Source organism: Oceanobacillus phoenicis (assembly GCF_047238145.1).
Classification (GTDB): domain Bacteria; phylum Bacillota; class Bacilli; order Bacillales; family Amphibacillaceae; genus Oceanobacillus.
Genome location: NZ_JBDFME010000001.1, coordinates 2,010,346 through 2,033,981 on the forward strand (window position 1 = coordinate 2,010,346; position 23,636 = coordinate 2,033,981).

22 protein-coding genes are annotated in these 23,636 nt (G+C 33.5%); 10 read left to right on the top strand and 12 right to left on the bottom strand.

Features of this window, described 5'->3' with window-relative positions:
* Positions 1-114 precede the first annotated feature (114 nt).
* On the top strand, positions 115-675 hold the full coding sequence (locus tag ABC346_RS09995) for a hypothetical protein (RefSeq protein WP_413234704.1): 561 nt from the start codon (positions 115-117) through the stop codon (positions 673-675).
* A 61-nt stretch (positions 676-736) separates the two neighbouring features.
* Positions 737-1,261, top strand: a complete 525-nt coding sequence (locus tag ABC346_RS10000; protein ID WP_060681779.1) for a spore coat protein — start codon at positions 737-739, stop codon at positions 1,259-1,261.
* A gap of 69 nt (positions 1,262-1,330) precedes the next feature.
* On the opposite strand, the gene ABC346_RS10005 is transcribed toward ABC346_RS10000, so the two are convergent.
* From ABC346_RS10005 to ABC346_RS10040, 8 genes are all read right to left on the bottom strand, one after another.
* Positions 1,331-1,660, bottom strand: a complete 330-nt coding sequence (locus tag ABC346_RS10005) for a four-helix bundle copper-binding protein (protein WP_413234705.1) — start codon at positions 1,658-1,660, stop codon at positions 1,331-1,333.
* A 335-nt stretch (positions 1,661-1,995) separates the two neighbouring features.
* Entirely contained in the window at positions 1,996-2,523 is a 528-nt protein-coding gene (locus ABC346_RS10010; RefSeq protein WP_060681781.1) for a CueP family metal-binding protein, read from the bottom strand.
* A 162-nt stretch (positions 2,524-2,685) separates the two neighbouring features.
* Entirely contained in the window at positions 2,686-3,390 is a 705-nt protein-coding gene (locus ABC346_RS10015) for a cytochrome c biogenesis CcdA family protein (RefSeq protein ID WP_060681782.1), read from the bottom strand.
* 31 nt (positions 3,391-3,421) lie between these two features.
* Positions 3,422-3,997 carry a thiol-disulfide oxidoreductase ResA gene (resA, locus tag ABC346_RS10020; protein ID WP_413234706.1) on the bottom strand — a complete coding sequence of 192 codons (576 nt, stop codon included), beginning with the start codon at positions 3,995-3,997 and terminating at the stop codon, positions 3,422-3,424.
* Between the two features lie 196 nt (positions 3,998-4,193).
* Positions 4,194-6,365, bottom strand: a complete 2,172-nt coding sequence (locus tag ABC346_RS10025; protein ID WP_413234707.1) for a copper-translocating P-type ATPase — start codon at positions 6,363-6,365, stop codon at positions 4,194-4,196.
* Positions 6,366-6,553: 188 nt separating this feature from the next.
* A complete protein-coding gene (locus ABC346_RS10030; RefSeq protein WP_413234708.1) occupies positions 6,554-7,234 on the bottom strand; it encodes a response regulator transcription factor in 681 nt (226 codons plus the stop codon).
* A complete protein-coding gene (locus ABC346_RS10035) occupies positions 7,227-8,615 on the bottom strand; it encodes a sensor histidine kinase (protein WP_413234709.1) in 1,389 nt (462 codons plus the stop codon). The genes ABC346_RS10030 and ABC346_RS10035 overlap by 8 nt, the downstream gene beginning before the upstream one ends.
* Positions 8,616-8,627: 12 nt before the next feature.
* On the bottom strand, positions 8,628-9,353 hold the full coding sequence (locus tag ABC346_RS10040) for a cytochrome c biogenesis CcdA family protein (RefSeq protein WP_413234710.1): 726 nt from the start codon (positions 9,351-9,353) through the stop codon (positions 8,628-8,630).
* A gap of 296 nt (positions 9,354-9,649) precedes the next feature.
* On the opposite strand from ABC346_RS10040, the gene ABC346_RS10045 reads away from it, so the two are divergent.
* The 4 genes from ABC346_RS10045 (at position 9,650) to copZ (ending at position 13,363) form a co-directional block, all read left to right on the top strand.
* Entirely contained in the window at positions 9,650-10,258 is a 609-nt protein-coding gene (locus ABC346_RS10045; RefSeq protein ID WP_413234711.1) for a nitrite reductase, read from the top strand.
* A gap of 165 nt (positions 10,259-10,423) precedes the next feature.
* A complete protein-coding gene (locus tag ABC346_RS10050) occupies positions 10,424-10,729 on the top strand; it encodes a metal-sensing transcriptional repressor (protein WP_060681789.1) in 306 nt (101 codons plus the stop codon).
* Between the two features lie 13 nt (positions 10,730-10,742).
* On the top strand, positions 10,743-13,127 hold the full coding sequence (locus tag ABC346_RS10055; protein WP_413234712.1) for a heavy metal translocating P-type ATPase: 2,385 nt from the start codon (positions 10,743-10,745) through the stop codon (positions 13,125-13,127).
* Positions 13,128-13,156: 29 nt separating this feature from the next.
* Positions 13,157-13,363, top strand: coding sequence for a copper chaperone CopZ (gene copZ, locus ABC346_RS10060; RefSeq protein WP_068672923.1), 207 nt, complete (start codon positions 13,157-13,159; stop codon positions 13,361-13,363).
* Positions 13,364-13,510: 147 nt separating this feature from the next.
* On the opposite strand, the gene ABC346_RS10065 is transcribed toward copZ, so the two are convergent.
* Positions 13,511-13,900 (bottom strand): hypothetical protein, encoded by a 390-nt coding sequence (locus tag ABC346_RS10065; protein ID WP_413234713.1) that lies wholly within the window; start codon positions 13,898-13,900, stop codon positions 13,511-13,513.
* A 302-nt stretch (positions 13,901-14,202) separates the two neighbouring features.
* Positions 14,203-15,711 carry a multicopper oxidase family protein gene (locus ABC346_RS10070; RefSeq protein ID WP_413234714.1) on the bottom strand — a complete coding sequence of 503 codons (1,509 nt, stop codon included), beginning with the start codon at positions 15,709-15,711 and terminating at the stop codon, positions 14,203-14,205.
* A gap of 404 nt (positions 15,712-16,115) precedes the next feature.
* On the opposite strand from ABC346_RS10070, the gene ABC346_RS10075 reads away from it, so the two are divergent.
* On the top strand, positions 16,116-16,751 hold the full coding sequence (locus ABC346_RS10075; protein ID WP_413234715.1) for a YdhK family protein: 636 nt from the start codon (positions 16,116-16,118) through the stop codon (positions 16,749-16,751).
* 300 nt (positions 16,752-17,051) lie between these two features.
* On the opposite strand, the gene ABC346_RS10080 is transcribed toward ABC346_RS10075, so the two are convergent.
* Both ABC346_RS10080 and ABC346_RS10085 read right to left on the bottom strand, forming a co-directional pair.
* The gene (locus ABC346_RS10080; protein ID WP_413234716.1) at positions 17,052-17,246 is read right to left on the bottom strand and encodes a DUF7695 domain-containing protein; all 195 of its coding nucleotides are present in this window, start codon (positions 17,244-17,246) and stop codon (positions 17,052-17,054) included.
* Between the two features lie 208 nt (positions 17,247-17,454).
* Positions 17,455-18,249, bottom strand: coding sequence for a hypothetical protein (locus ABC346_RS10085; protein WP_413234717.1), 795 nt, complete (start codon positions 18,247-18,249; stop codon positions 17,455-17,457).
* A gap of 298 nt (positions 18,250-18,547) precedes the next feature.
* Here ABC346_RS10085 and ABC346_RS10090 point away from each other — a divergent pair, with 298 nt between their 5' ends.
* The 3 genes from ABC346_RS10090 to ABC346_RS10100 are packed head-to-tail and all read left to right on the top strand — an operon-like array spanning position 18,548 to position 23,576.
* On the top strand, positions 18,548-19,915 hold the full coding sequence (locus tag ABC346_RS10090) for a TniQ family protein (RefSeq protein ID WP_413234718.1): 1,368 nt from the start codon (positions 18,548-18,550) through the stop codon (positions 19,913-19,915).
* Positions 19,902-22,565, top strand: coding sequence for a Mu transposase C-terminal domain-containing protein (locus tag ABC346_RS10095; protein WP_413234719.1), 2,664 nt, complete (start codon positions 19,902-19,904; stop codon positions 22,563-22,565). Before ABC346_RS10090 ends, ABC346_RS10095 begins: the two co-directional genes overlap by 14 nt.
* Positions 22,566-23,576, top strand: a complete 1,011-nt coding sequence (locus tag ABC346_RS10100) for a DDE-type integrase/transposase/recombinase (protein WP_413234720.1) — start codon at positions 22,566-22,568, stop codon at positions 23,574-23,576.
* Positions 23,577-23,636 lie beyond the last annotated feature (60 nt).

Below are 23,636 nucleotides of genomic sequence, written 5' to 3' on the forward strand. Positions count from 1 at the left end.
CAGTTAACTCTTTTATGTTTATTTTTAAATACATAAACCTCCTATGGGTATATCATAATGCATGTTAACAGTGAATACAATAAAAGTGGACAAACTAAGATTGGGGTTGAAATAATGTCAATTTCATTATTTTTTATACTTTTGTTGTGTGCCACCCAAGTTATAACAACCATTATATATGTAGCGTATTACCGAAATTGGGTAACTAAAATGAATGGAATGTTGATTTCCATGTCATTAGGGATGTCGGCAGGAATTCTAATGGGAACTATTTTAGGAGTCATCTATCATGGTGATTTATTTAAATCAACCATTTACGCTATATTGATTGGATTGGTTGTTGGTTTTTTAGCAGGATTACCTATAGGTCTTCCTGCTGTCATTGATGGCATACTTTCTGGACTAATGGGGGGGATGATGGGAGCCATGCTTGGAGATATGGTAGCAATGACTAGGCCGAATGCAATCATTAATATTATAGCTGTGATGATAACAATGATTTTGTTACTTGTTTTATATACAGCAGAAGAATCCATACGTAAACAAGCCAACCAACAAATTCTTTCCTTTTTTAAATATCCATTCTTAATGATTTTTACCATTGCAATATTGTTTTTGGTATTGAATTACATTGATCCACTCGATTTTCCCTTTTTAGATAAAAGTGGGCATTAATAACAGATTTTCATTAAACAGCATATATTAAAGGGAATTTATTTAATGAAAGGTGAGTTATATGTCAACTTTACCATCCGTAGACCTTGGCTTAATGGCAGAACATTTGTCTACACACGAGGGAATGATTAATAAATTAAAAGTCTATCATATTAACACTACAAATTCAGATTTGAAAAGTATTATTGCTCTCCAGATAAATGTAATGATGTCGCATGTTAGGGTAATGTTATCTTTAATTAATCCTGATAATAATGAGTATGTTGAAGTTCCGGATTTAGATATGTATGATGTAAGCAACCGAAGAGTAGAAGGTACAGGGGTTAATAAATACAACGATAAATGGATTGCATTAGAAGCACGTGCTGGAGCCAAATTGATGTCAAATGAAAATTATACTTCTGCTTTATTAATGAAAGATAGAAATGTTAGAAATGCGCATGTGGAAATGGCTTTGCAACAGTTAGAAATTCAAAAAAGATATTCTGATTTTATCAACCGTATGGGTTGGTCATTTGTCCCCAAAGCAGACACTGAGGAACAAATAAAAACCTATCAACATTTTCAACACTTGTTAAATAATTAAATATAGAAAAAGTCTTAATCATAACTTTAAACTAATAAAAACGGTGACGCAAGTTCACCGTTTTTATATTTAAGATGCCATTGTTCGGCAAATGTCTGCACATTTAAAACAGGACTCTGCACACTTTTGGCAGTGATGAGCATGGTTATGTTGTTCACACATTTTTCCACATGCTTCACAAACTTCAGCACAAAGCTTACAAATCTGCTTAGCAAAAGGGCTATCCGATTGCATTGCTTTTGCTGCTAATGCGCAAATGTCTGCACATTCTCTATTATAGCGGATACAGTCAGCCATCATTTTTACATTCTCTTCTTTTAAACAAGCATCATAACACCCATTACAAGCTTCCATACATTCTAAACAAGCTTTAATACACTCTTCATAAGACACGGCCATCTGAAAATTCTCCTTTGCTTCAAGATTAAATACAAATTTTACTATTCCCTTGACATTGTATTTTATCCAACAAGGCTGCTTCAATATTAGTGTGAATTTTTATTTTTCATATTATTATCAGGTATTAATCTAATTCAGTTCGTTTACAGTCAGTGGTAACGAGGATAAAAGGGAGCCAAAAAATTTCTAAATAGTAAAATTAAGCAAAAAAGAATCGAGTGCTTTATCTTTGATAACACTCGATTCTAATGGGAATATTATAAAACTATATAATTTTTTTCTATTACCCTTTATTTTGTATTTTTTAATTTAAAAGATATCACGGGGAAATACGACTAGATTAATTGCATTGTTGTTATACAAGTATTATCACCTTCAAAAGTGGAAATCTCAGATTGAGTTGTTTTTCCATCGTATTGAATCGTCACGTTGTATGTTTTGTCACGTGGTAACCAAAAATCAATAAATCCATTCTTTAATGATGTCATGGTTTCATCCACAACTACATTACCTTCTTCATCTTCAATATAAACATCAAATTCTTTTTCCACTAATTCCCCTTGGCAGCCAGTTAAACTATGATTGGTACAAGGGTGTGTTGTCTCAACAAATGGTGCGATGGAAACAAAAAATTCATCTTCGGGAAGATCGTAGGTGGTTTCTTTATCACCGCTATCGGTGACAATAAGCTCTTCTGAAGTAATAGAAGCAGACACATCATCGGAATCCCCGACACTGTAATCTTGGACCATTTTCTTGATGTCTTGTGGTTCTTTTTCATTTGATGTACTTTCGCTTTCACTACAAGCAGCAACTATTAAAATAAGTAATAATCCAAAAACTGCCAATAATCCTTTTTTCATATATTGTTCGACTCCTCTTTCATCCAATTTGTTAAATGTTAATATATACTACCATGTAAAACGAGTGATATTCTACTTGTAACAAAATCTACAAGACAAATTATAATGCTTAAATATGCATTATTCGTGCAGATGTAATAGATAAATTATAGAAAATATATTTTAAAATCCATAAAAACCAAACCATCCAGCTAAGAAGGAAGTTAATTTCGTCAACCAATCAAAGAATAGTGCTACTCCCATGAAAATCATAATGTATCCACCAATTTTAATTAACTTTAGGCTATGTTTTTTAATCCATTTAATTTTACCAATAAACAATGCTAATAATAGAAAGGGAATCGAAAAACCTAAAACATAACTAATCATCATAATCATACCAACATCAGGATTTGTTGCAGCTAATGATAACACAATAGCTAGTATTGGACCGGTACAAGGAGTCCATCCCAAGGAGAATGCCATTCCAATGATGAAAGAACCAACATAACCACCGGGACGATTTTTGAATGTGATTTTTTTGTTTTTCATTAGAAATTTAAAATTAAAAATTCCGACAATCACTAGTCCAAAGAAAATGATTAAAATAGCACCAATTTGTCTAATCGCATCTTGGTAGGTTAATAAGAATTCCGATATATAAGAGGTGGTAAAACCAATCATAATAAAAATGCTTGAGAACCCTAGTAAAAATAGTACGGTATGTAAAAGAGCTTTTTTATTCATTTTTTTATTTTCTTCATTTATCTCACTTACGCTCATTCCGGTAATATAAGATAAAAACGCTGGATATAGTGGTAATACACAAGGTGAAATAAAAGAAAGGAAACCAGCCCCAAAAGCTAAAAATATGTTTATTTCATTCAATTTTTATCCCCCTTTATAAGAAAATTGTAGCCTATTCTTTTGGTACAATTTCTTTAAAATAACTTTCCAAACTCTCCAATGATAAAGCTCCATTTACAACTCTATGAATTTTTCCATCCGGATTAATGAATATGGAACTTGGAATTGGTCCTATTTTGTATAGATCCCTTACTTCTCCTGTTTTATCATGGGGAATTGGAAAGGTTAGATCATATTTATCAATAAAACGATCAACAACCAATTCTGTACTATCTAAACTAACTGCAATAATTTCAACTCCTCTTTCTTTATATACGGGATAAAGTTCTTGCATGTAAGGCATTTCATCTTCGCATGGTTTACACCAAGTACCCCAAAAGTTTAACATCACACCCTGTCCCTTAAAATCACTAAGCTGTATAGATTCTAATTCATTATTTTTATTAATTTGCTTTAATTCAAAGTCAGGTGCTTCATCTCCGACTTGATAAATGGTTTTATCCGCTTGTATATTGGACACTAATGCAAATATAATAGCTCCAACCATAACAATTAATATAGAAGTTCTAAAAATTAATCGATTTTTCCTTTTATTTTTCTTCTTCTTTTTTGTTTCCTCCAAACTCATAAGAATGTATCACTCCTTATAGAAATATAGTATAACGGTGGTATTATCTAAAGACATTCTCTGTTAGATTACGTTATAAGTTTGCAGAAATTAAGCAGATTCTTTGTACTATTTATGAACAGAAATTTACCTACAGAAAAATAAAAGGCTAAGCAATACCATACATGCTTAGCCAAACAGAAACTATTTATTTCTATTAATCGATTTTTAATAATTGAGCGTTTATTGCACAAATAATGGTACTAAGTGACATAACTGCAGCTCCAACGGCAGGGGTTATGACAAACCCAACATTGTACAATACACCTGCAGCTAAAGGAATAGCAATGATGTTATACCCTGCGGCCCATCCTAAATTTTGAACCATTTTCCTGCGACTTGCCTTAGACAATTTTATGATATTTAAAATGTCTACTGGATTACTGTTAACTAGTATAACATCAGCTGTTTCAATCGCAACGTCTGTACCCGCACCAATAGCAATTCCCAAATCAGCTTCCGCTAAAGCGGGGGCATCATTAATACCATCTCCAATCATCGCCACTTTTTTTCCGTTTTGTTTTAAATATTTCACGTTATTTGATTTCTCATGCGGAAGTACTTCAGCGATGACTTTGGAAATACCCAGTTTTTCTCCTACATAATTTGCTACACGTGTGTTGTCACCAGTCATCATAACCGTCTCTATACCACGGTCATTTAATTCTTTAATAACTTTATAAGAAGATTCACGGATGATATCGGCTAGGGCTATCATTCCTTGTAAGACATTACTTTTAAGGACAAATACGACTGTTTTCCCCTGTAAAGCCAGTTGGTCATAAGTTTTTTCATCAAAAGAAATTTTATTTGCTTTCATAGCACCGGGACTAATAACAGCAATTTCTGCATCACCGATTTTAGCTACTAACCCTTTCCCAGTTAAATTCTGATAATCCTTAACATCAAAGGGTTTCAAATTACGATCATTTCCTTCTTTCACAATTCCTTTAGCAATTGGATGGTCTGATTGTGTTTCAACAGAATAAGCTAATTTCAATAATTCTTCTTCACTAATACCCTCGCTTGGATGGATATCTGTAACACCAAAATTACCTTCCGTAAGTGTTCCTGTTTTGTCAAACACCACGCGGTCCACTTTAAATGCACTTTCAAATGCTACTCTATTCCGAATTAACAAGCCGTTTTTAGCTGCAATGGAAGTAGATCTAGACGTTACTAGTGGTGTTGCCAAACCAAGGGCATGTGGACAAGCAATAATTAAAACGGTAACCATTCGTTCCAAAGCAAAATCTAAATCCCCGTTAGTCCACCAAACTGCAAAGGTTATAATCCCTACTACAAGAGCAACATAGAATAACCATTTAGCAGCAATATCCGCAAAGCCTTGGGCCTTTGATTTCGATTTTTCTGCATCGCTTACCAATTTAATAACTTGGGATAGGTAGGTGTCATTTCCTGTTTTACTTACCTTAATTTTTAATACACCATCACCATTGACGGAACCACCTATCGCTTCCATTCCGGGCGCTTTTTCAACAGGGACAGATTCTCCAGTAAGCATCGACTCATCGACGGTAGATTCTCCTTCGTAAATTTCACCATCAATTGGAATCTTTTCACCCGATTTAACTAAAATTTGGTCACCCGGTTGTAAATCTTCGACTGTTACCTCAACAATATTTCCGGATTTGTCCAGTTTATGGGCCTCTTTTGGCATTAACTTGATTAGCTCTTCCAATGCCTTTGAAGCACCCATAAGGGATTTCATTTCTATCCAATGTCCTAACAACATAATTACAATAAGAGTAGCTAGTTCAAAGAAGAAATCACTGCCTTCTATAAAGAATGCTGTCAGTGTGCTATATACATAAGCGGCGATGATAGCTAAAGAAATTAACATCATCATTGCAGGAGATTTCTCCTTTAACTCATCCCATGCACCAAGTAAAAATGGTTTTCCACCATAGAAAAAGACAATTGTGGAAAGCAAGAAAAGTAAGAGGGTATCACCTGTGAAATTTACCTCATATCCAAACAGCATTTGAATCATTGGGGATAAGTATAAAATAGGAATTGATAAAACAAGGGATATCCAAAAACGTTTCTTAAAATCTTCTACCATATGTTCGTGATGTCCGCCGTGTCCACCATGCCCACCATGATGCCCACTATGTCCATGACTGTGATCGTGATTTTTTTGTTCTCCATGTCCATGTTTGTGATAACCATGCATATCTTCATGTTCATGATTATGATGTTGATGGCTGAGATGTTTTTGTTCCTCATGTTGTTTATGATTATGATGGTCATGTTCTCTATGCTTATTGTGATTGTGTGGATTCTCTTCATTTCCTTTGTTCTTCATTATTACTCCTCCTTTGGTACGGATATTTTGATGAATTTCCTATTATTTTCTGTATTTTTCATCCTTCTATCCATACTATACAATACTATACCTCTGTATGGTATTAATAAGGCTTTGATTTTTGTAAAAGTTTTGTGTCAAAACAAAAGGTCTTTTTTTACATTTGTATTAAAGACCTTTTTTTATACCTATAATGAAGGCTTGTTTATCCATTTGTATCCAATACCCCAAACAGTTATTAAATAATCATCGATTGGAAATCCAGATTGCCGAATTTTATCTCGCATGTTCCGTACATGGGAATCAACTGTTCTTCCTTCTGTGTGTGAATCGTATCCCCAAATTAATTCAATTAATTGTTCTCTAGTAAACACTTGGTTTGGTTTTCTTATAAAATAACCTAGCATTGTAAATTCCTTTGGCGTTAACTTTAATGTATTATTTTTATATGATAACTCAAACTCATCTTCATTCCATAAGAGACCATTTACTTCAATCTTCCTCGCAGGTTTCATTCTACGTAATACCGCTTCTATTCTTGCTAATAGCTCATCTTCGTCAAAGGGTTTCGTTACATAATCATCTGCACCTAATTTTAACCCTTTTACAATATCCTCTTTCTGTTCACGAGCAGTTACCATGATGATAGGTATGTCCGAATCCTTTCTAATTTCTTGGCATAACTCCCAGCCGTTCATTTCAGGCATCATAATATCTATAAGTACTATGTCAAAAGTTTCTTCTTTTAAAAACGATAACGCTTCTTTAGCACTAATAGCTTTTTTACATATATAACTATGTGGTCTCAAATATAACGCTAATAAATCTAGCATTCGTTTTTCATCATCTACTAATAGAGCTTTAACCATTATATTCACCTCTTATTAAATGAACAATAACTCTTGTACCCTTTCCAAGTTCACTTTCGATTTCAATCGTACCTCCGTGAGATTCTATAATTTCTTTTGCAATAGCTAATCCTAATCCCGTTCCACCACTTTCTCTGGAACGCGACTTTTCTACACGGTATAACCGTTCAAATAGATAAGGTAACTCTTCTTTTGGAATTCCTTCTCCTTCATCTGAAATAGTTATACTAATTTCTCTATCATACTGGTTTACCTCTAATGATATAGACTTTCCTTCGGGTGTATGTTTTCTGGCATTATCCAGTATATTTAATAAAACTTGTTGGATTCTATCGGGATCAATATTACCTATGATATCTACTGGACATGAAGCAAAAAGTGTAATATTTTTTTCTTCCAGTACTGGAGAAATTCGTTCTTCAATCGTTTGGATTAGTTGTCTAAAATTAACATTTTTTCGATTAATTACAAACTTATTCTCATCCATTCTAGCAAGGTCAAATAGATTTTTAACTAGAACTGTCAAATGCTCTGTTTCTTCCCGTATAATATCCAGATATTCTTTTCTTTCTTCATCTGTTATTTCTTGCTTATTTATAATATCCGCATATCCTTTTATATAAGTTAATGGCGTTCTAAGTTCATGGGAGATACTTGCCAAAAATTCATTTCTGTCATTTTTTAATCGTTCTAGATCACTAGATAGCTTCATGATAGAACCAGCTAATTCTCCTAGTTCATCTTTTCGTTCCTTATGTAATTCCACTTTATTTTTTCCCTTGCTTAGTTGTTCTGTGGCTTCTTTCATTTTCATTAATGGTAACGTAATAAAACGAGAAAGAATAAAGACGGTAAAAATTGTTAGAACAATGGTGATTAGTCCAACTATGACAAATTGATCACTCAAATGATTAACCATATTTTTTACAATATTGGTATTAGCAAACATAAAGACATGCCCTTGATGTTCTTCATCAATAGTAATAGGGCTATCAACCGCTATATATTGTTTTTCTGACCAGCGTTGTTCTACTACTTTTCCTACACTGGGTATATCCTTATAATCCGTATGATCAATTACTTCAAACATTTCCTTTTCAACAGGATCGGAATTAATGATGATGTTACCATTGGCATCGGTAATAATAACAGAAAATTCCGATTCCGACTCCATGATAGCAACATGCTCCAACGTTGATGAATCAAAGTTATTTTCCAAGACAGCACTATGTGTATTGGCACGAGCTAATAAACTATCCATCACTTCATCAATACGTTCATTTGCTATATTTGTATATAGAATAAAATAAACAAAAACCTCGATAATTAACATGAACACAAAGAATAATAGTCCAATTTTTAAGGATAATTTATTAAACATAATTGACCTCTTTTACCAGTAAGTTAAAGTATCCAGAATACCTATAATAAGAATGATAACTCCTGCAAGTTTCTGCACTAGTGACCCTATTTTTCTGCTTCTCTTTAATATAATGCCACTTGCCCCAAAATACCAAATAAGAAAAATAATTAATAAAAGTGGAAGTGAGGTTCCAATTCCAAATACAGAAGGTAATACAAATCCATATGATGTTTCTAATACAACTGGCATTAAGGTTAGTATAAATAATACAAACATTGTAGGGCAAAATGCTAACGTAAAACTCGCACCCATTAAAAAGCTTCCTAGATAACTATCTTTAAATTTAGTGGGTATTTTAAACATTTTCCCTGTTTTTCTCCAGCTAAATAACCCTATCATAAATAAACCAACCAGTATAAGTAATGGCCCAATTGCCTTTCTTAGAATCGGGAACATTTGTGTTAAAGTACTGTGTATTTCCTTCCCAAGTAACCAAATTACTAAACCGATTATTGAAAAAACAACTACCTTACCTAAAACAAATAGAAATACGTGTAACCAAGGGACTTTTTCAACTAACGATCTGTTACCATAAATAGTCATTGCACTGATATTGCCTGTTAGCTGACAAGGAGCAACGGCGCCAATTAACCCTAGAAAAAATGCAAATAACAGTGGAATGTGTTCATATCCATATGCAATTTGCTGAAGTGGTCCATTTAGCATAATGCCTATTTCATTAAAGAGATCGAACATATCAACTCACTCACTTTGAATTTAATAGTTTTTTCCATTAACTAACATATAAAAAATATGTCCATTTTTTGTGCAGATTTCAGCAAAAATTAATTAAAGGTACTAACAATAATGAGGATAAAGAATCTCATAATATTGTTTAGCAGAAATTTTCTCCCCTTTTATCACTTTACATACATTAGGGGGGTATAGTATTATATGGTGGGAGGATGTTTGCATCAAAGTTCTGTTTAATTTGTATATAGATATATTTTATCCATTGATACAAGATTATTGAAAATAGGGGAGATAAGAATATGGAGAATAAAATAAAAATCGCCGTGAATGGTGGAATAGGGTTTGGTGCCAAACTCAATTCCAAGCAACTTATGACAATCTCAAAATACATGAATGAGGAAGATGAACTGGAGTTAACCACCTTTCAACAACTCTATATAGAGATTCCAAAGGATAATAAAGATGTAGTAATTAAAGAATTCGAAAGTGTTGGTTTAAAATGTTATCCAGTTGGAAATTACGTAAAGAGCTTGAGAACCTGTAATTTTTGCAAAGGGGAAGAAAGGGAAGGGATGCCAGTGGCAAAAGAAATAAATCGCCGTATAGCAGGAAAACCTGTACCATTTACCCTAAAAGTTGCTTATACAGGTTGTATCATTGGTTGTGGTGAACCAATTTTAAGTGACATAGGTGTAATGAAGTATAAAGATCATTATAATTTATATGTTGGTGGTAAAGCGAAAGGAAAAGATGCTGAGGTAGGTTCTTTACTGAAAGAAAATTTAACACCAGAAGAATTATACGATACAGTGGAAAAAATAATTGCTGTATATGCTGAAAAGGGGAAAAAACGGGAGACATTCCATAAATTTTTAAAACGGATAGGTAAAGAACAATTAAAAAGCTAATAATAGACCTTGGATAACAATTTACCATTAGTGGCTATGTAAGAAAATATCTAACATCAAAAAGTGTAAAATATTAAAAGATGTTTTCAAAAGTTAAGTTTCCCTATTGACAAATATACTGTACGGGGGTATAGTAAATATATAAAAGAAAAGGAAGTGATTCATTTGGAAGAGAGATTCTTACATGATCACCCAAGTAAACCAAGAACGAAAGATGAAATACAGAAAACGATTAATCGTTTGAAACGAATTGAGGGTCAAGTTCGTGGGATACAGAAAATGGTTGAAGATGATCGATATTGTGTAGATATTTTAGTACAAATTAGTGCCATTCAATCAGCACTAAAAAATGTAGGATTTTCTATCACAGAAAGACACATTAACCATTGTGTTAGTGATGCTATTAAACAAGGTGAAGGAAAGGAAACGATTGAGGAATTAATGACTGTCATGAAACAATTTTCCAAGTAAGGAGGGAATTATTATGAGTGAAACAAATCATACAACACTTGGTGTAACAGGGATGACCTGTGCAGCTTGTTCTAATCGTGTTGAAAAGGTTTTGAATAAAATGGATGGGGTTAAGGCTCAAGTTAATTTAACAACTGAAAAGGCAACGATAGATTATGACCCGGAGAAAACCTCTGTTGATGATATAACGAAAAAAATAGAGAATGTAGGGTATGGTGTTCTAACGGAGAAAGCGGACCTAGATGTCTTTGGGATGACCTGTGCGGCTTGCTCTACCCGTATTGAAAAAGTATTGAACAAACAAGATGGAGTAAAACTTGCAACTGTTAACCTAACGACAGAAAGTGCATCGATTGAATATAATCCGGGGTTAATTGATGTAAAATCTTTGATTGATAAAATCAAAAATACTGGCTATGATGCTAAACCCAAGGAAGAGGCTAAAGAAAAGCAATCTTATAAAGAAAAACAATTAAAAGATATGAAGACCAAATTAATCGTTTCAGCTATCCTTACTTCACCTTTATTAGTTACGATGCTTGTACATTTATTTGGCATGAGTATACCAGATATCTTCATGAATCCTTGGTTCCAGTTTGCTTTAGCAACACCAGTTCAATTTATTATCGGCTGGCAGTTTTATGTTGGGGCTTATAAGAACTTAAAAAATGGTGGAGCAAACATGGATGTACTTGTTGCTTTAGGTACAAGTGCTGCTTATTTTTATAGTTTATATGAAGCATTCATGACAATTGGAAATCCAGAATATATGCCGCATTTATATTTTGAAACAAGTGCTGTAATAATCACATTAATTTTATTCGGTAAATATTTAGAAGCTAGAGCCAAAAGTCAAACAACAAATGCTTTATCTAAACTACTCAATTTGCAAGCAAAAGAAGCTCGTGTAATTCGAGATGGTAAAGAAATACTGATTCCTGCCAGCGATGTAGTTGTTGGTGATCATTTAATTGTAAAACCGGGAGAGAAAATACCTGTAGATGGTATTGTTATTAAGGGAAGAACTTCTGTTGATGAATCTATGCTTACAGGTGAATCAATTCCGATTGAAAAAGATTTAGGGGAACAATTAATTGGTTCTACTATTAATAAAAATGGTTCCATTGAAATGGAAGCAACAAAAGTAGGAAAAGATACAGCATTAGCATCTATTGTCAAGGTTGTTGAAGAAGCCCAAGGATCAAAGGCTCCAATACAACGATTAGCTGACGTTATTTCAGGTTATTTTGTTCCGATAGTCGTCGGTATTGCTATCTTAACCTTTATTATATGGATTACTTTAGTTCAACCCGGACAAATGGAATCTGCTTTATTTGCGGCGATTGCTGTACTTGTTATCGCTTGTCCATGTGCTTTAGGACTCGCAACCCCAACGTCCATTATGGTTGGAACAGGAAAGGCTGCAGAAAGTGGGATTTTATTCAAAGGTGGAGAACACCTAGAGGGTACACATAAATTAGAAGCAATTGTACTTGATAAGACAGGTACAATTACAAAAGGGAAACCGGAAGTAACTGATTTTTCAGGTGATGAGGAAGCATTTCAATTATTAGCTAGTGCGGAAAAAGGGTCCGAACATCCACTTGCAGAAGCAATTGTTGCATACGCTACAGAGAATAATATCGACTTTTTAGATGTAGAACATTTCGAGGCAGTACCGGGTCATGGTATTGAAGCAGCAATTTCTGGAAAAAACATTCTTGTTGGTAATAGAAAGCTAATGAAAGATCATCAAGTGGATATAACAGGTTATGAAGAAAAATTGGTGCAATATGAAATAGACGGTAAAACAGCCATGTTAATTGCCATTGATGGTGAGTACCGGGGAACAGTTGCTGTTGCAGATACTATAAAAGAAACGGCTCCAGAAGCTATTAAACAATTAAAAGACTTAGGGATAGAAGTGTTTATGCTAACAGGTGATAATGAAAGGACAGCGAAAGCAATTGCAAAACAAGTTGGTATCGACCAAGTAATTGCTGAAGTATTACCTGAAGAAAAAGCAGCTAAAGTAAAAGAAATTCAAGAACAAGGCAAGAAAGTTGCAATGGTTGGAGATGGTGTAAACGATGCACCTGCACTTGTTACGGCAGATATTGGAATTGCTATTGGAACTGGTACAGAGGTGGCTATTGAAGCTGCTGATGTTACGATTCTTGGTGGTGAGCTATTGCTTATACCGAAAGCAATTAAAATCAGTCATGCAACGATTCGAAATATCCGTCAGAACCTTTTCTGGGCATTCGGATATAATACAGCCGGAATACCAGTTGCTGCAATTGGATTACTTGCACCGTGGATTGCTGGTGCAGCAATGGCGTTAAGTTCAGTAAGTGTTGTTACTAACTCACTTCGTCTTAAACGAGTGAAAATATAAAAATCTAATTTAAAGGAGGTGAAAAGGTTATGGAACAGAAAACATTAGAAGTTCAAGGCATGTCATGTGGTCACTGCAAAATGTCAGTTGAAGGTGCATTGAAAAAATTAGAAGGCGTATCAGCAGCTGAGGTTAATTTAGAAGCTGGTAAAGTAGATGTTACTTTTGATGAATCGAAGGTAAATGTTGACGCCATGAAAGAAGCAATTGAAGAACAAGGCTATGATGTTGCCTAAATATATGAAAAAGGCTGGTCTTTTCACAGAGAAGACCAGCCTTTTAATATACATTTCATGAGGTGTAAGGGTAGTTTTATATTTGGATGAAATAATGTTAGTTTCACTAAGGAAACCAATATGTTAATCCTTAGAAATTAGATAGTGTTAAAGAACAAACTTTACCAACACAGACATCAACGTAAAAATTAATAAAAACCCAACAATAAAGATTGTAATCCAAAGAGCGTTCCCTTTCTCTTGAAGATTTTTATACTCTTTATAAGTGAGTTCTCCTTTTGCAAATCTTAACCCATTGTCATTCGGTTCAATAGAATAAAGCTTTCCTTCTATGTCTTCCAAAATGACCTTTGTAATTAAAGTGGACTTATTCCCCATTTCCGTTTCAAGACTTACCCGATCACTTAAATTACTTTGGACCTTAAAACAGTTGCCGCCTGCGAAGTCAATCCTAATTAATTTGTATAAGGAGCTATCCCATATCTTTTTGGACATTTCATGAGTTTGTTGTTCAATAAAACTATAGGAAAAACACAAAACATCTCACCTCTACTCCTCTTTTTCCCTAAAGCAAAAAAGTTATTTAGATACAAATTTACTATTATTATATCATATGAAAATATTTTAAACTGTTAATTAAAATTCTAATATTTATATTTTTAGTGGAATTTTTCTAAGACGACAGTAGATGATTTCAAGGATACCTAAATAATTAATAATCATTAAGACACCTTCAGCTTTAACCAATGTCATAGAGCGAATTGTCAATGGAATAGAGAGGGGCTGTACGTAATCCAAAACAATTCCGTACAGCCCTTCTTAATGTTTACTCCGTAAAATTAGTATACTTCTACCTGCCCCATCATACCGTTATCTTCATGCTCTAGAATATGGCAATGGTACATATAGATTCCCTCTTCCGGAAAGGTGACGAGCAGTCTGACTCGTTCGCCCGGTTCAATAAGAACACTATCTTTCAGACCTAGTTCATTCGGAGCTGGTTCCCTTCCATCACGCGATATGATTTTGAACTGAGTACCATGAATATGGAATGGATGTAGCATTCCCCCCATTTCGTCTGGCTTGTTATAAACTTCCCAAACTTCCAGGACTCTTTTCTTTTGCCGTAAGTCAATCCGGTCAGGATCGAATTTCTTGCCGTTAATGGTGACCTTATCCATCATTCCAAACAATTCGATTTCCTTGGTAACTGGCAAGGATTTCTCTTCTTCTGAAAGGAAGGTAGTGTTGTCTGGCCAAGATATGGATTCCATCTTTTTCATTTCGCCATCATATTCCAAATCAAAAGGCAATAGGGCATTACCTTCCTCATCAGTGATGGCAATTGGCTCATCGGATTCCATCGCAGAAAAGTCAATTAGGATTTCTGCACGTTCCGATGGGGATAAAGTAATCTCATCTGTTTCAACTGGCTCACGCAACAACCCGCCATCCGAAGCAATTTGGGTGAATGAGGCATCATTGCTTAAACGGAACGTGTAATTTCGGGCATTCGCACCGTTAAGGATTCGAAAACGCATCAGCGGTTTTGTCACAGTCAGTTTCGGATTGACCGTACCGTTAACGAGCGATACATCCCCGATTGTTCCATCGTTGTTCATCAGATTCTTATAATCCAGTTGCTTGTTTTCGTCAAAGAGACGATCCTGAAAAATGAGAGGGATATCATCTACACCATAAGTATGAGGCAAAGCAGGAGCTTCTTCATCCGTCTCCTCCACATAGAGCATTCCTGCAAGCCCTTTGAACACTTGTTCAGCAGTCATTTCATGTGGATGTGGGTGATACCACAATGTCGCTGCCGGCTGATCTGCTTTTAAGGTTACGACTTTACTTTCACCCGGCTGGATTACATCACTCGGACCACCATCTTCACTTCCCGGTACTTCAAGACCGTGCCAGTGAAATGTTGTTGGTTCATTTAACTCATTCCTAACTTTCACTTTTACGGTCTCCCCCTCTTTAAGCTGTAAAGTCGGTCCCAACAAATTCCCATTATATCCGTAAGTATTGGTTAGAGAACCATCAAAGAATTGCGTCGTGCCTTCTTGTGCGACCACCTCATAATCGAAGTCTGAGTCCTTCTGTTTTTCCAGCAGGGGTGGTATTACTAACTCCTGAGTGCCTTTGGAGGCTTGAAGAGAGGGAATATTATCATGGTCCATGTGTTCTTCCATACCTTCCATGTTCTCGTGGTTCATATCCATATTTTCTTCATGTTGCATTTCTTCAGAAGTTTGTTCTCCAGATTGTTGTTCTGTTGTGACGTTTGTGCAACCCGTCAATATTAGCAACAAGCCTGCACCTGCCAATATAATTTTTTTCATTTGGTCGCTCCTTTATTCGTTCGTTCTTTGCATTTAGACTTCAGATGTGTTATTTAGTTGTAATCACTACGAGTGAGAAAACAACCTTTAATACATTTTCCTCCTTCCCTTACGATTCAATCTCTCGCAATTATCATACCGAACAAATATCGAGAAATAATGCATAATTGGAGTAAAAACTAATCACTATTTAATTTAGATGTTGAGTATAAAATGGATTATTCTACTGAAATGTCATTGATATTCAATGACTGTATTTTTCATAACCTTTTGTATCCACTTGGAAAAGGGATGAAGATTTATTATAGAAATCGTAATTCATATTTTGCGAAGTCTGCATATAATCTGCAAATTTACTGGTTAGAATATAGGCAAGCTTTATTATATTAGGAGGGATTATTTAAATGCAAAGTAGAAAAATCATAATAGGGATAATTACTATATTCACAGTACTTATCTTATCTGCATGTGCAGGTGCTAATGAAGAGGAGAATACAGAAACCGAACCTAATTCGGAAGAAAATGTGGAATCCAATAATGATGAAATGGATATGGAAGAATCTGATACCAATGAAGATATGGAAGGCATGGATCATTCTGGTATGAACCATTCTAGTACTGGCGAAGTTCCCGAAGGCTTACAAGAAGCGGATAACCCAACTTATGAGGTTGGCGGCCAAGCAATTATTGAATCCGATCATATGCCGGGTATGAATGGTGCTGAGGCGACGATTGTTGGCGCATATGATACGACGGTATATACTATTTCCTACACACCAACGACTGGTGGAGATCCGGTAGAAAATCATAAATGGGTTATTCATGAAGAGATTGAAGAAGCAGGAGATGAACCTTTTGAACCGGGAAACGAAGTAACTCTTAATGCAGATCACATGGAGGGTATGGACGGTGCAACTGCAGTAATCGATTCAGCGGAAGAGACAACCGTATATATGGTTGATTTTGTAGCTACCGATTCTGGAGAAGAGGTTAAAAACCACAAATGGGTAACGGAAAGTGAATTGTCACCAGTAGAATAATTTTTAAATTAGGGATCTATCCGCAAATCGGATAGGTTCTTTTTGTAGTAGTTGAATTATAAGAGAGATTTATTATTATTATTCACATATCTAAGAAATGATTCAGTTGTATAAGGTTTTGTGGCCTATACCTTTATGCTTAATTATTGTTCTATCGTTCTCAACATTCTTTTGAGTACCCCCATTAATACGGCAACGGCATCTTTCGAAATTCACCAACCGATTACCTAGATTAGAACAGCAATAACAGCAATAATTATACTAGTGGAATCAGTCTAAGTTCGTCAAGTATATACGGAATCATTCATATTCTACTAATTCATCATAAAATTTTTCAGGTGGATTACTTGGAAAAATTCTTTTGGCATACTCTAGTCCACCGTCAACCGCTACCGTTTTGCATGAACATTGTTGAAAATCATATATTTGTCTTGATTCAATAATATCCCCGCAGCATTTACAACGAATTCTATTTCTTTTTATCCTTTTATTCATATTACTGTCTCCTTCTATATAACCTTTTAGAATTCTATATGATTATAATTTATGTAGTTATTAAATGACAATGATTTCAATGCGCTATGTTTTAGAACAGCAAAGATGTCATAAAGGGTATGTAATTAATTGTTTTTGTCATAAAAAAAGCTGCCCAAAGAGCCGTTAAGTTCTGCATGGACAGCTAATTAATATAGTTTAATATAAATTAGAGAGGTAAATTATCATCGAATTCTCCTTCGAGTGGAAGAAGTAGTTCGATATCATCTTTATTTTCTTTATGAATTTCATTCCCGTTGATTTTAAACATCCAACTAAATTCATTTATATTTCTTTCCTCATTTCTTAAATCATCTAATAGTAGTACCAATATATTTTTGATCTTTCTTAGGTTTCGGTCATTACTATTCTTGTTTAATAGTTTAAATATACCATTGAAATGGTTGATGACCTTATTAATTATTTCTTTAAATTCCTCTATGCTATTTGCAAAATATATCAGGAATGGTAAGTCAAATATAAGGTCATTCTCAATTAATTCATTTTCTTTGTTACTACTTATATTTGCCAATCTTAACCAATGATTTTGAAAGAGAATGATTCTATTAAAAATATGCTCATAATTTTGCACTGATATAATAAAGTTTATCTCTACTATATCTCTATTATAGTTAACTAATCCATCGTGAATTATATTTAAACAATCCTTATATTTAATATTAAAATGTGGAATCGAGAATAGGACTTCATCTTCAGTCTGATTATGGTCTTGGTATATTATCAACTCAAATTGTTGGAGTACATAACCTTGATAAAAATATTTGAAAATCCATCGGTGAAAATTAATAAGGTCCTCTGTCCATGCAATATAACTATTTGATTCATTTTCGAAGTATTCGTAGTTAAACGGTTCGTCAATTGGACAATCGTACCAAGTTACATCTACACAATTATAATTATTTTTTTCCTCTTCCATAGTAAAAACAGCTCTAAATGATAGCATTTATTAAACCTCCTAAGATAATTTTAAGTATTATACTCTATTAAAAAAGCTATTCGAATAGCTAACTATAATTTTTTTATTTTAATTTAAAAATAAGGTCTAAATGTACTCTAAATCGTATATTTAAACCTTATTTTCATGTGTGAATAAATACAAAAATACCTTACTTTAATCCAAATAAGGCCCAAAACAGACCGTTTAAGCCCGTAAAACGACCTGATATGGAAAAGGTGAATAGTTAAATGTTCTATATGGCAATAATAACTATTAATCTATTAAATTTATGGGGTGTAATAGAATGATAGAAATAAATTTAGATTCTAGAAGTGATTTATACAGTATTGAACCAATTGGTTTGCAAACTGAGTTAGTTGAAAGCCTGAGCAGTTATTTAATTAGGGTAGCATATGAACACAACCTCTCTGTTGGTCATTTATTCAATAAGATGATTTTTCCTGAAATGAATAAGAGTTATTTAGAACGGGCTTCAGCTTATGGAGGGAACCGCTTTTATGAAAAGGCAAAAACTGTAAATGGATACATGGAAATTGCTGTTGAACTTGCATGGACAGTTGAGAAGTTAACATCCAGAGATGACCTAATTAATTTAACCTTGTACAACCTAAAAGAATTCATTCCATTGAGAAATTTACTGAAGGATACACTCACTTGGTGTCCTGACTGTATTAGAACTTGGGAGAAGGATGGAGAGGTTATATATTATCCGCTGATATGGCATTTAAAACCTGTAGAGATTTGCAAAAAACATAGTCGTTTTTTAGTTGATAGATGTCCTATATGTAAAAAGAAAGTTGATATCATACGCAGGCAAATGGTTCCCGGCTATTGTCCAAATTGTTCCTCTATATTAGCCCAAGAAAGTGAAAGCAAAAGGATCAATCTAGAAAAATTCAGGTGGGAACTTTATGTTTATGAAAATGTGAAGGATATTTTATCAATAAATCATAACACGATAGATGTTCAAAGTTTTAAGCGTACATTTATAAACAAATTGAAAGTAATAAATGAAGAACGTTTTTCAAATAATGTTGCGGGTTTTTCAAGACACCTAAGTATCCCAAAAAGCACTCTCCGATATTGGCTATATGGTCAAAACTTTCCTTCTTTAGATAACATACTAAAAATATGTTTTAAATTAAATAAAGAAATTTTAGATTTCCTCTTAGAATCTCAAAAACTAGATGTTAATATATTTCAAATTAATGACAAGCGGGTCATTAATAATAAAACAAAACAAATTCGAAAACCACTTAATTATGATGTGATTGAGAAAAAACTGATTGAACATTTAAGTACAGATACTCCAATATCGATGAATTCAGTTGCAAAAGTAATTGGTCGGGATAAGAGAGTATTGTACAGAAATTTTCCGGATCTTTGTAAACAAATATCGAGGAGATATTACGACTATACAAAAGAAAAGTCAGAGCTGAGAATTAAAAGGTTAAAAGAACAAATTAAGCTAGCCTTTAATGAGTTGAAATGTGAAGGATTATATCCTAGTCGTAGAAAAATTGAAGAAAAGATTAATAAAAATGGGGTTTTAAAAGAAAAGGTTTTACAAGATTATTGGAAATTTTTATTAGTACAAAGTGGTTATGAGTATAAGAATAGGAGGACATATTTAAATGATGAGTTCAAGTGAATTTGAAGAATGGGCAGCAAGAATGGACTTAACGGAAGAGGCAAAGAAGGAAATTCAACGTATAAGACAGTCCCCTCCTGCAAGACGGGTTGGGGGAGGTAGAAATAACGTTAGCGGAAGGTATAGTAGTAAAAAGATGGGAGTTACCATTCAATTTGAAAGTCACAAGGTTGAATTACCAACTATCTATATGATGGAATTTAATGATGATGTTTTGGAGTATTATGATCAGCCACCCAAAATAAAAATGAATTATTTTCAAAGTAAGAAAGACAAAAATAGAAAAATGGCTTATTGGTATACAGCAGATTTTTTTGTAATCGAAAAGAAAAGAGCCTATTGGGTAGAGTGCAAGACAGAAGAACACCTTATTAAGAAGTCTCAGGAAAAACCAGACAGATATTTTAGAAATAATGGAAGATGGGAATTCGCACTTGGAAAAAATTATGCAATACAGTTTGGTTTGGATTTTCTTGTACGTTCGTCATCTGAGATTAATTGGATACTTCAACGTAACCTTGAATTTCTGGAAGATTATATTACCAATGGGCATATACCCGAAGATCAAATTATTGCAAAGATTAAGGAGGCAATAATATCAGCGCCCGGTATAACCATACTAGAGCTTATTCAAAATGCAGAGGAACAATTTACCTCTGATGATATATATGACTTAATAGCAAATAACATCATCTATATTGATTTGTACAACGATTTAATAACCGAACCAGAGAGTGTAAAGGTATATCTAAATAAAGAACAGCATAAGGGTTTTTCGATAATTGAAAAATCAAGTAGAAAAAGAATTTCACCTAAGATGATTGAAATAAAAAATGGGAACAGTATTTTATGGGGAGATAGTGCTTGGACTATCTTAAATTACGACAGTGGCAATAAAAAAGTGTTTTTATATTCAAAAAGTACAAATGAACATGCTGAATTACCAATCCACTTGTTTGAATCATATATATCAGAAGGTTATATAAAGGCTGTGGAAAGTAATAACAAGAAAGAAAGTAATAAATTAAATAAGATGATTGCAGAAGCTAGTGAAAAGGACTTAGAAGAGGCAAATAAGAAATATGAAATTGTTACAAAGTATCTAAACGGAGACAATGTTCATTTAAATGTTACTAGAAGAAGTCTCAGAAATTGGGTAAAAAAATACAATGATGCAGAAGAATTATATGGAAATGGTTTTGTCGGACTTCTTCCCAGAACAAAAAAAAAAGGAAATAAAAATTCGAAATTGCCACCGGAAACAGAAAAAATAATGAATGATGTAATTGATCAAAGTTATAAAAACATTAAGTCTAAAACAGCGAAACAAGTTTATCGTGAATTGTTAGTTAAATGTGAAGAACTTAATATTGATCCACCATCATACCAAACATTGTGTACTGCGATTAATAATCTTTCTAAATATGAAGTAGCAGAATCTAGAAAAGGAAGAAGAGCAGCATATAAGTTTGAGGAATTTTATACTGAATTAGAATTTACTACTCCGAAGCATGGGGAGCGTATTTTCGAACTGGCGCATATTGATCATACTGAGCTAGATATTGAACTAAAACTTACTAGTCATAAGACCATGAGACCGTGGCTTACCGTGATGATTGATGCCTTTTCTAGAAGGGTCCTTGCCTTTTATCTAACATTTGAACCACCTTCATACCGGAGTTGCATGATGATTATTAGAGAATGTGTAAAGAATTATAACCGACTACCTAACTTCCTTGTTCTGGATGGGGGAAAAGAATTTCATAGTGTATATTTTGAGTCTTTACTGGCCTTTTACGGTGTTCACAAGAAACAGAGACCTGCTGCAAAATCAAGATATGGAAATGATGTGGAAAGATTATTCGGCATAGCTAATAAATTGTTTATTCATAACCTTGCTGGAAACACACAATTAACAAAAAATGTAAGACAAGTTACTAAATCAGTAAATCCGAAAAACCATGCAATTTGGACACTAGAAACTTTAAATGAAGCCCTTGAGAACTGGTTTAATATAGTTTATGACAATAAAATAAATCCATCGCTTCATCAAAGTCCAAAAGAATCATATGAAGAATCAATTAATGTTTCTGGAAGTCGTCCGAATACCTATATTTCTTATGATGATACTTTTATTTTAATGACATTACCATCTCCAAAAGGAAAAACTAGAAAAGTACATCCGGGTAAAGGTATTAAATTATCATATTCATATTATTGGTGTGACCAATTCAGAAATCCAAAAATTGAAAATTCCCAAGTTGAAGTAAAATATGATCCTTTCAATATTGGAATTGCATATGCATATGTAGGAGATCAATGGGTAGAATGCCAATCTGAAGGTTACAAATATTTATATGGTAAAAGTGAAAAACAAATGAAAATTATTACAGAAGAAATCAGGCAAAAGAATAAATTATATTCACAAAACAATACAGTGACAGCAAAAATGATTGCACAATATATTATAGACTCTGAATTAAAAGAAGAAGAATTAATAAATGAAAATTTAGCTTCAACTAAACCTGAATTAAAGGTCTTTGAAAGCAACGATAGATCAAATGATGAAAATGTGGAAGATAGTAATTCTAATGAAACAGATGATATTTATGATGACGACGATCTTGAGATATTTGGGGAGTTGATATAGGTGACAAAGGAAAAAAGATTATTTGAAAAATACCCTTCATCAGAATCTAAGAATGAACGAGAAGATATTTTAAATGAAATTACAAATGAGCAAAAGTATGGACTTGGAAAGGAAGGAAGAAGAACCTTATATAAATATGAGGGATTTTATAAAGAACTAGAATTTACTACTTCGAAATATGCTGAAGGTATTTTCGAAACAGTATATATTGACCATGCCAAATTAGATATAGAAGTAGAAATTGATGGTAAGCATTCTAAGCGACTTTGGTTAACACTAATGATTGATGATTATTCAAGAAGGGTTCTTGCCTTTTATCTAACCTTTGAAGAACCCTCTTACAATAGTTGTATGATGGTTATAAGGAAGTGCGTAAAAAAATATAACCGGCTTCCAAAAAATTTGGTAGTAGATAGTGGAATGGAATTTAATAGTGTTGATTTTGAAACTTTGCTTGCAACTTATGGAATCCATACGAAACAAAGACCACTTCTAAAAGCAGGATTTAATAATGTGGTAGAAAGATTATTTGGTTTAACAAATAAATTATTTATCCAAATCCTTATGGGAAACACGAGAAATGTACAGCAGGTTAATAATTCTGTGGACTCCAAAAACTACGTTGTATGGACACTTGAGACCTTAAATAAACGACTTGAAAACTGGATTTATAATGTATATGACAATTATATAAACCTATCACTTCAACAAAGTCCCAAAGAAATATTCCTTAATTCTTTTGAAGTATCCGGACGTCCGAATATCTATATTCCTTATGACGAAAATTTTATTTTGATGACACTACCTTCCCCAAAAGGTAAAACCAGAAAAGTTCAACCAAGACGGGGAATTAAATTAAACTATTTATATTATTGGTGCGAACAATTTAACGATCCAATGATTGAGTATACTAAGGTTGAGGTTAAATTTGATCCATTAAATACTGGAATATTATATGCGTTTGTTAATAATCAATGGATTCGATGCCAACTTAGTGTTATAAGTATTTAAATGGTAAGACAGAGAATGGATAAAATTATAAGCTGTAAGGCCTGACTTAAAGATAATTAA

Excerpts from the sequence above, each read along its gene's own strand:
- ABC346_RS09995 (WP_413234704.1), top strand. The coding sequence starts at position 115 with ATGTCAATTTCATTATTTTTTATACTTTTGTTGTGTGCCACCCAAGTT.
- ABC346_RS10000 (WP_060681779.1), top strand. The coding sequence starts at position 737 with ATGTCAACTTTACCATCCGTAGACCTTGGCTTAATGGCAGAACATTTG.
- ABC346_RS10005 (WP_413234705.1), bottom strand. The coding sequence starts at position 1,660 with ATGGCCGTGTCTTATGAAGAGTGTATTAAAGCTTGTTTAGAATGTATG.
- ABC346_RS10010 (WP_060681781.1), bottom strand. The coding sequence starts at position 2,523 with ATGAAAAAAGGATTATTGGCAGTTTTTGGATTATTACTTATTTTAATA.
- resA (WP_413234706.1), bottom strand. The coding sequence starts at position 3,997 with ATGAGTTTGGAGGAAACAAAAAAGAAGAAGAAAAATAAAAGGAAAAAT.
- ABC346_RS10025 (WP_413234707.1), bottom strand. The coding sequence starts at position 6,365 with ATGAAGAACAAAGGAAATGAAGAGAATCCACACAATCACAATAAGCAT.
- ABC346_RS10030 (WP_413234708.1), bottom strand. The coding sequence starts at position 7,234 with ATGGTTAAAGCTCTATTAGTAGATGATGAAAAACGAATGCTAGATTTA.
- ABC346_RS10035 (WP_413234709.1), bottom strand. The coding sequence starts at position 8,615 with ATGTTTAATAAATTATCCTTAAAAATTGGACTATTATTCTTTGTGTTC.
- ABC346_RS10040 (WP_413234710.1), bottom strand. The coding sequence starts at position 9,353 with ATGTTCGATCTCTTTAATGAAATAGGCATTATGCTAAATGGACCACTT.
- ABC346_RS10045 (WP_413234711.1), top strand. The coding sequence starts at position 9,650 with ATGGAGAATAAAATAAAAATCGCCGTGAATGGTGGAATAGGGTTTGGT.
- ABC346_RS10055 (WP_413234712.1), top strand. The coding sequence starts at position 10,743 with ATGAGTGAAACAAATCATACAACACTTGGTGTAACAGGGATGACCTGT.
- copZ (WP_068672923.1), top strand. The coding sequence starts at position 13,157 with ATGGAACAGAAAACATTAGAAGTTCAAGGCATGTCATGTGGTCACTGC.
- ABC346_RS10070 (WP_413234714.1), bottom strand. The coding sequence starts at position 15,711 with ATGAAAAAAATTATATTGGCAGGTGCAGGCTTGTTGCTAATATTGACG.
- ABC346_RS10075 (WP_413234715.1), top strand. The coding sequence starts at position 16,116 with ATGCAAAGTAGAAAAATCATAATAGGGATAATTACTATATTCACAGTA.
- ABC346_RS10080 (WP_413234716.1), bottom strand. The coding sequence starts at position 17,246 with ATGAATAAAAGGATAAAAAGAAATAGAATTCGTTGTAAATGCTGCGGG.
- ABC346_RS10085 (WP_413234717.1), bottom strand. The coding sequence starts at position 18,249 with ATGCTATCATTTAGAGCTGTTTTTACTATGGAAGAGGAAAAAAATAAT.
- ABC346_RS10090 (WP_413234718.1), top strand. The coding sequence starts at position 18,548 with ATGATAGAAATAAATTTAGATTCTAGAAGTGATTTATACAGTATTGAA.
- ABC346_RS10095 (WP_413234719.1), top strand. The coding sequence starts at position 19,902 with ATGAGTTCAAGTGAATTTGAAGAATGGGCAGCAAGAATGGACTTAACG.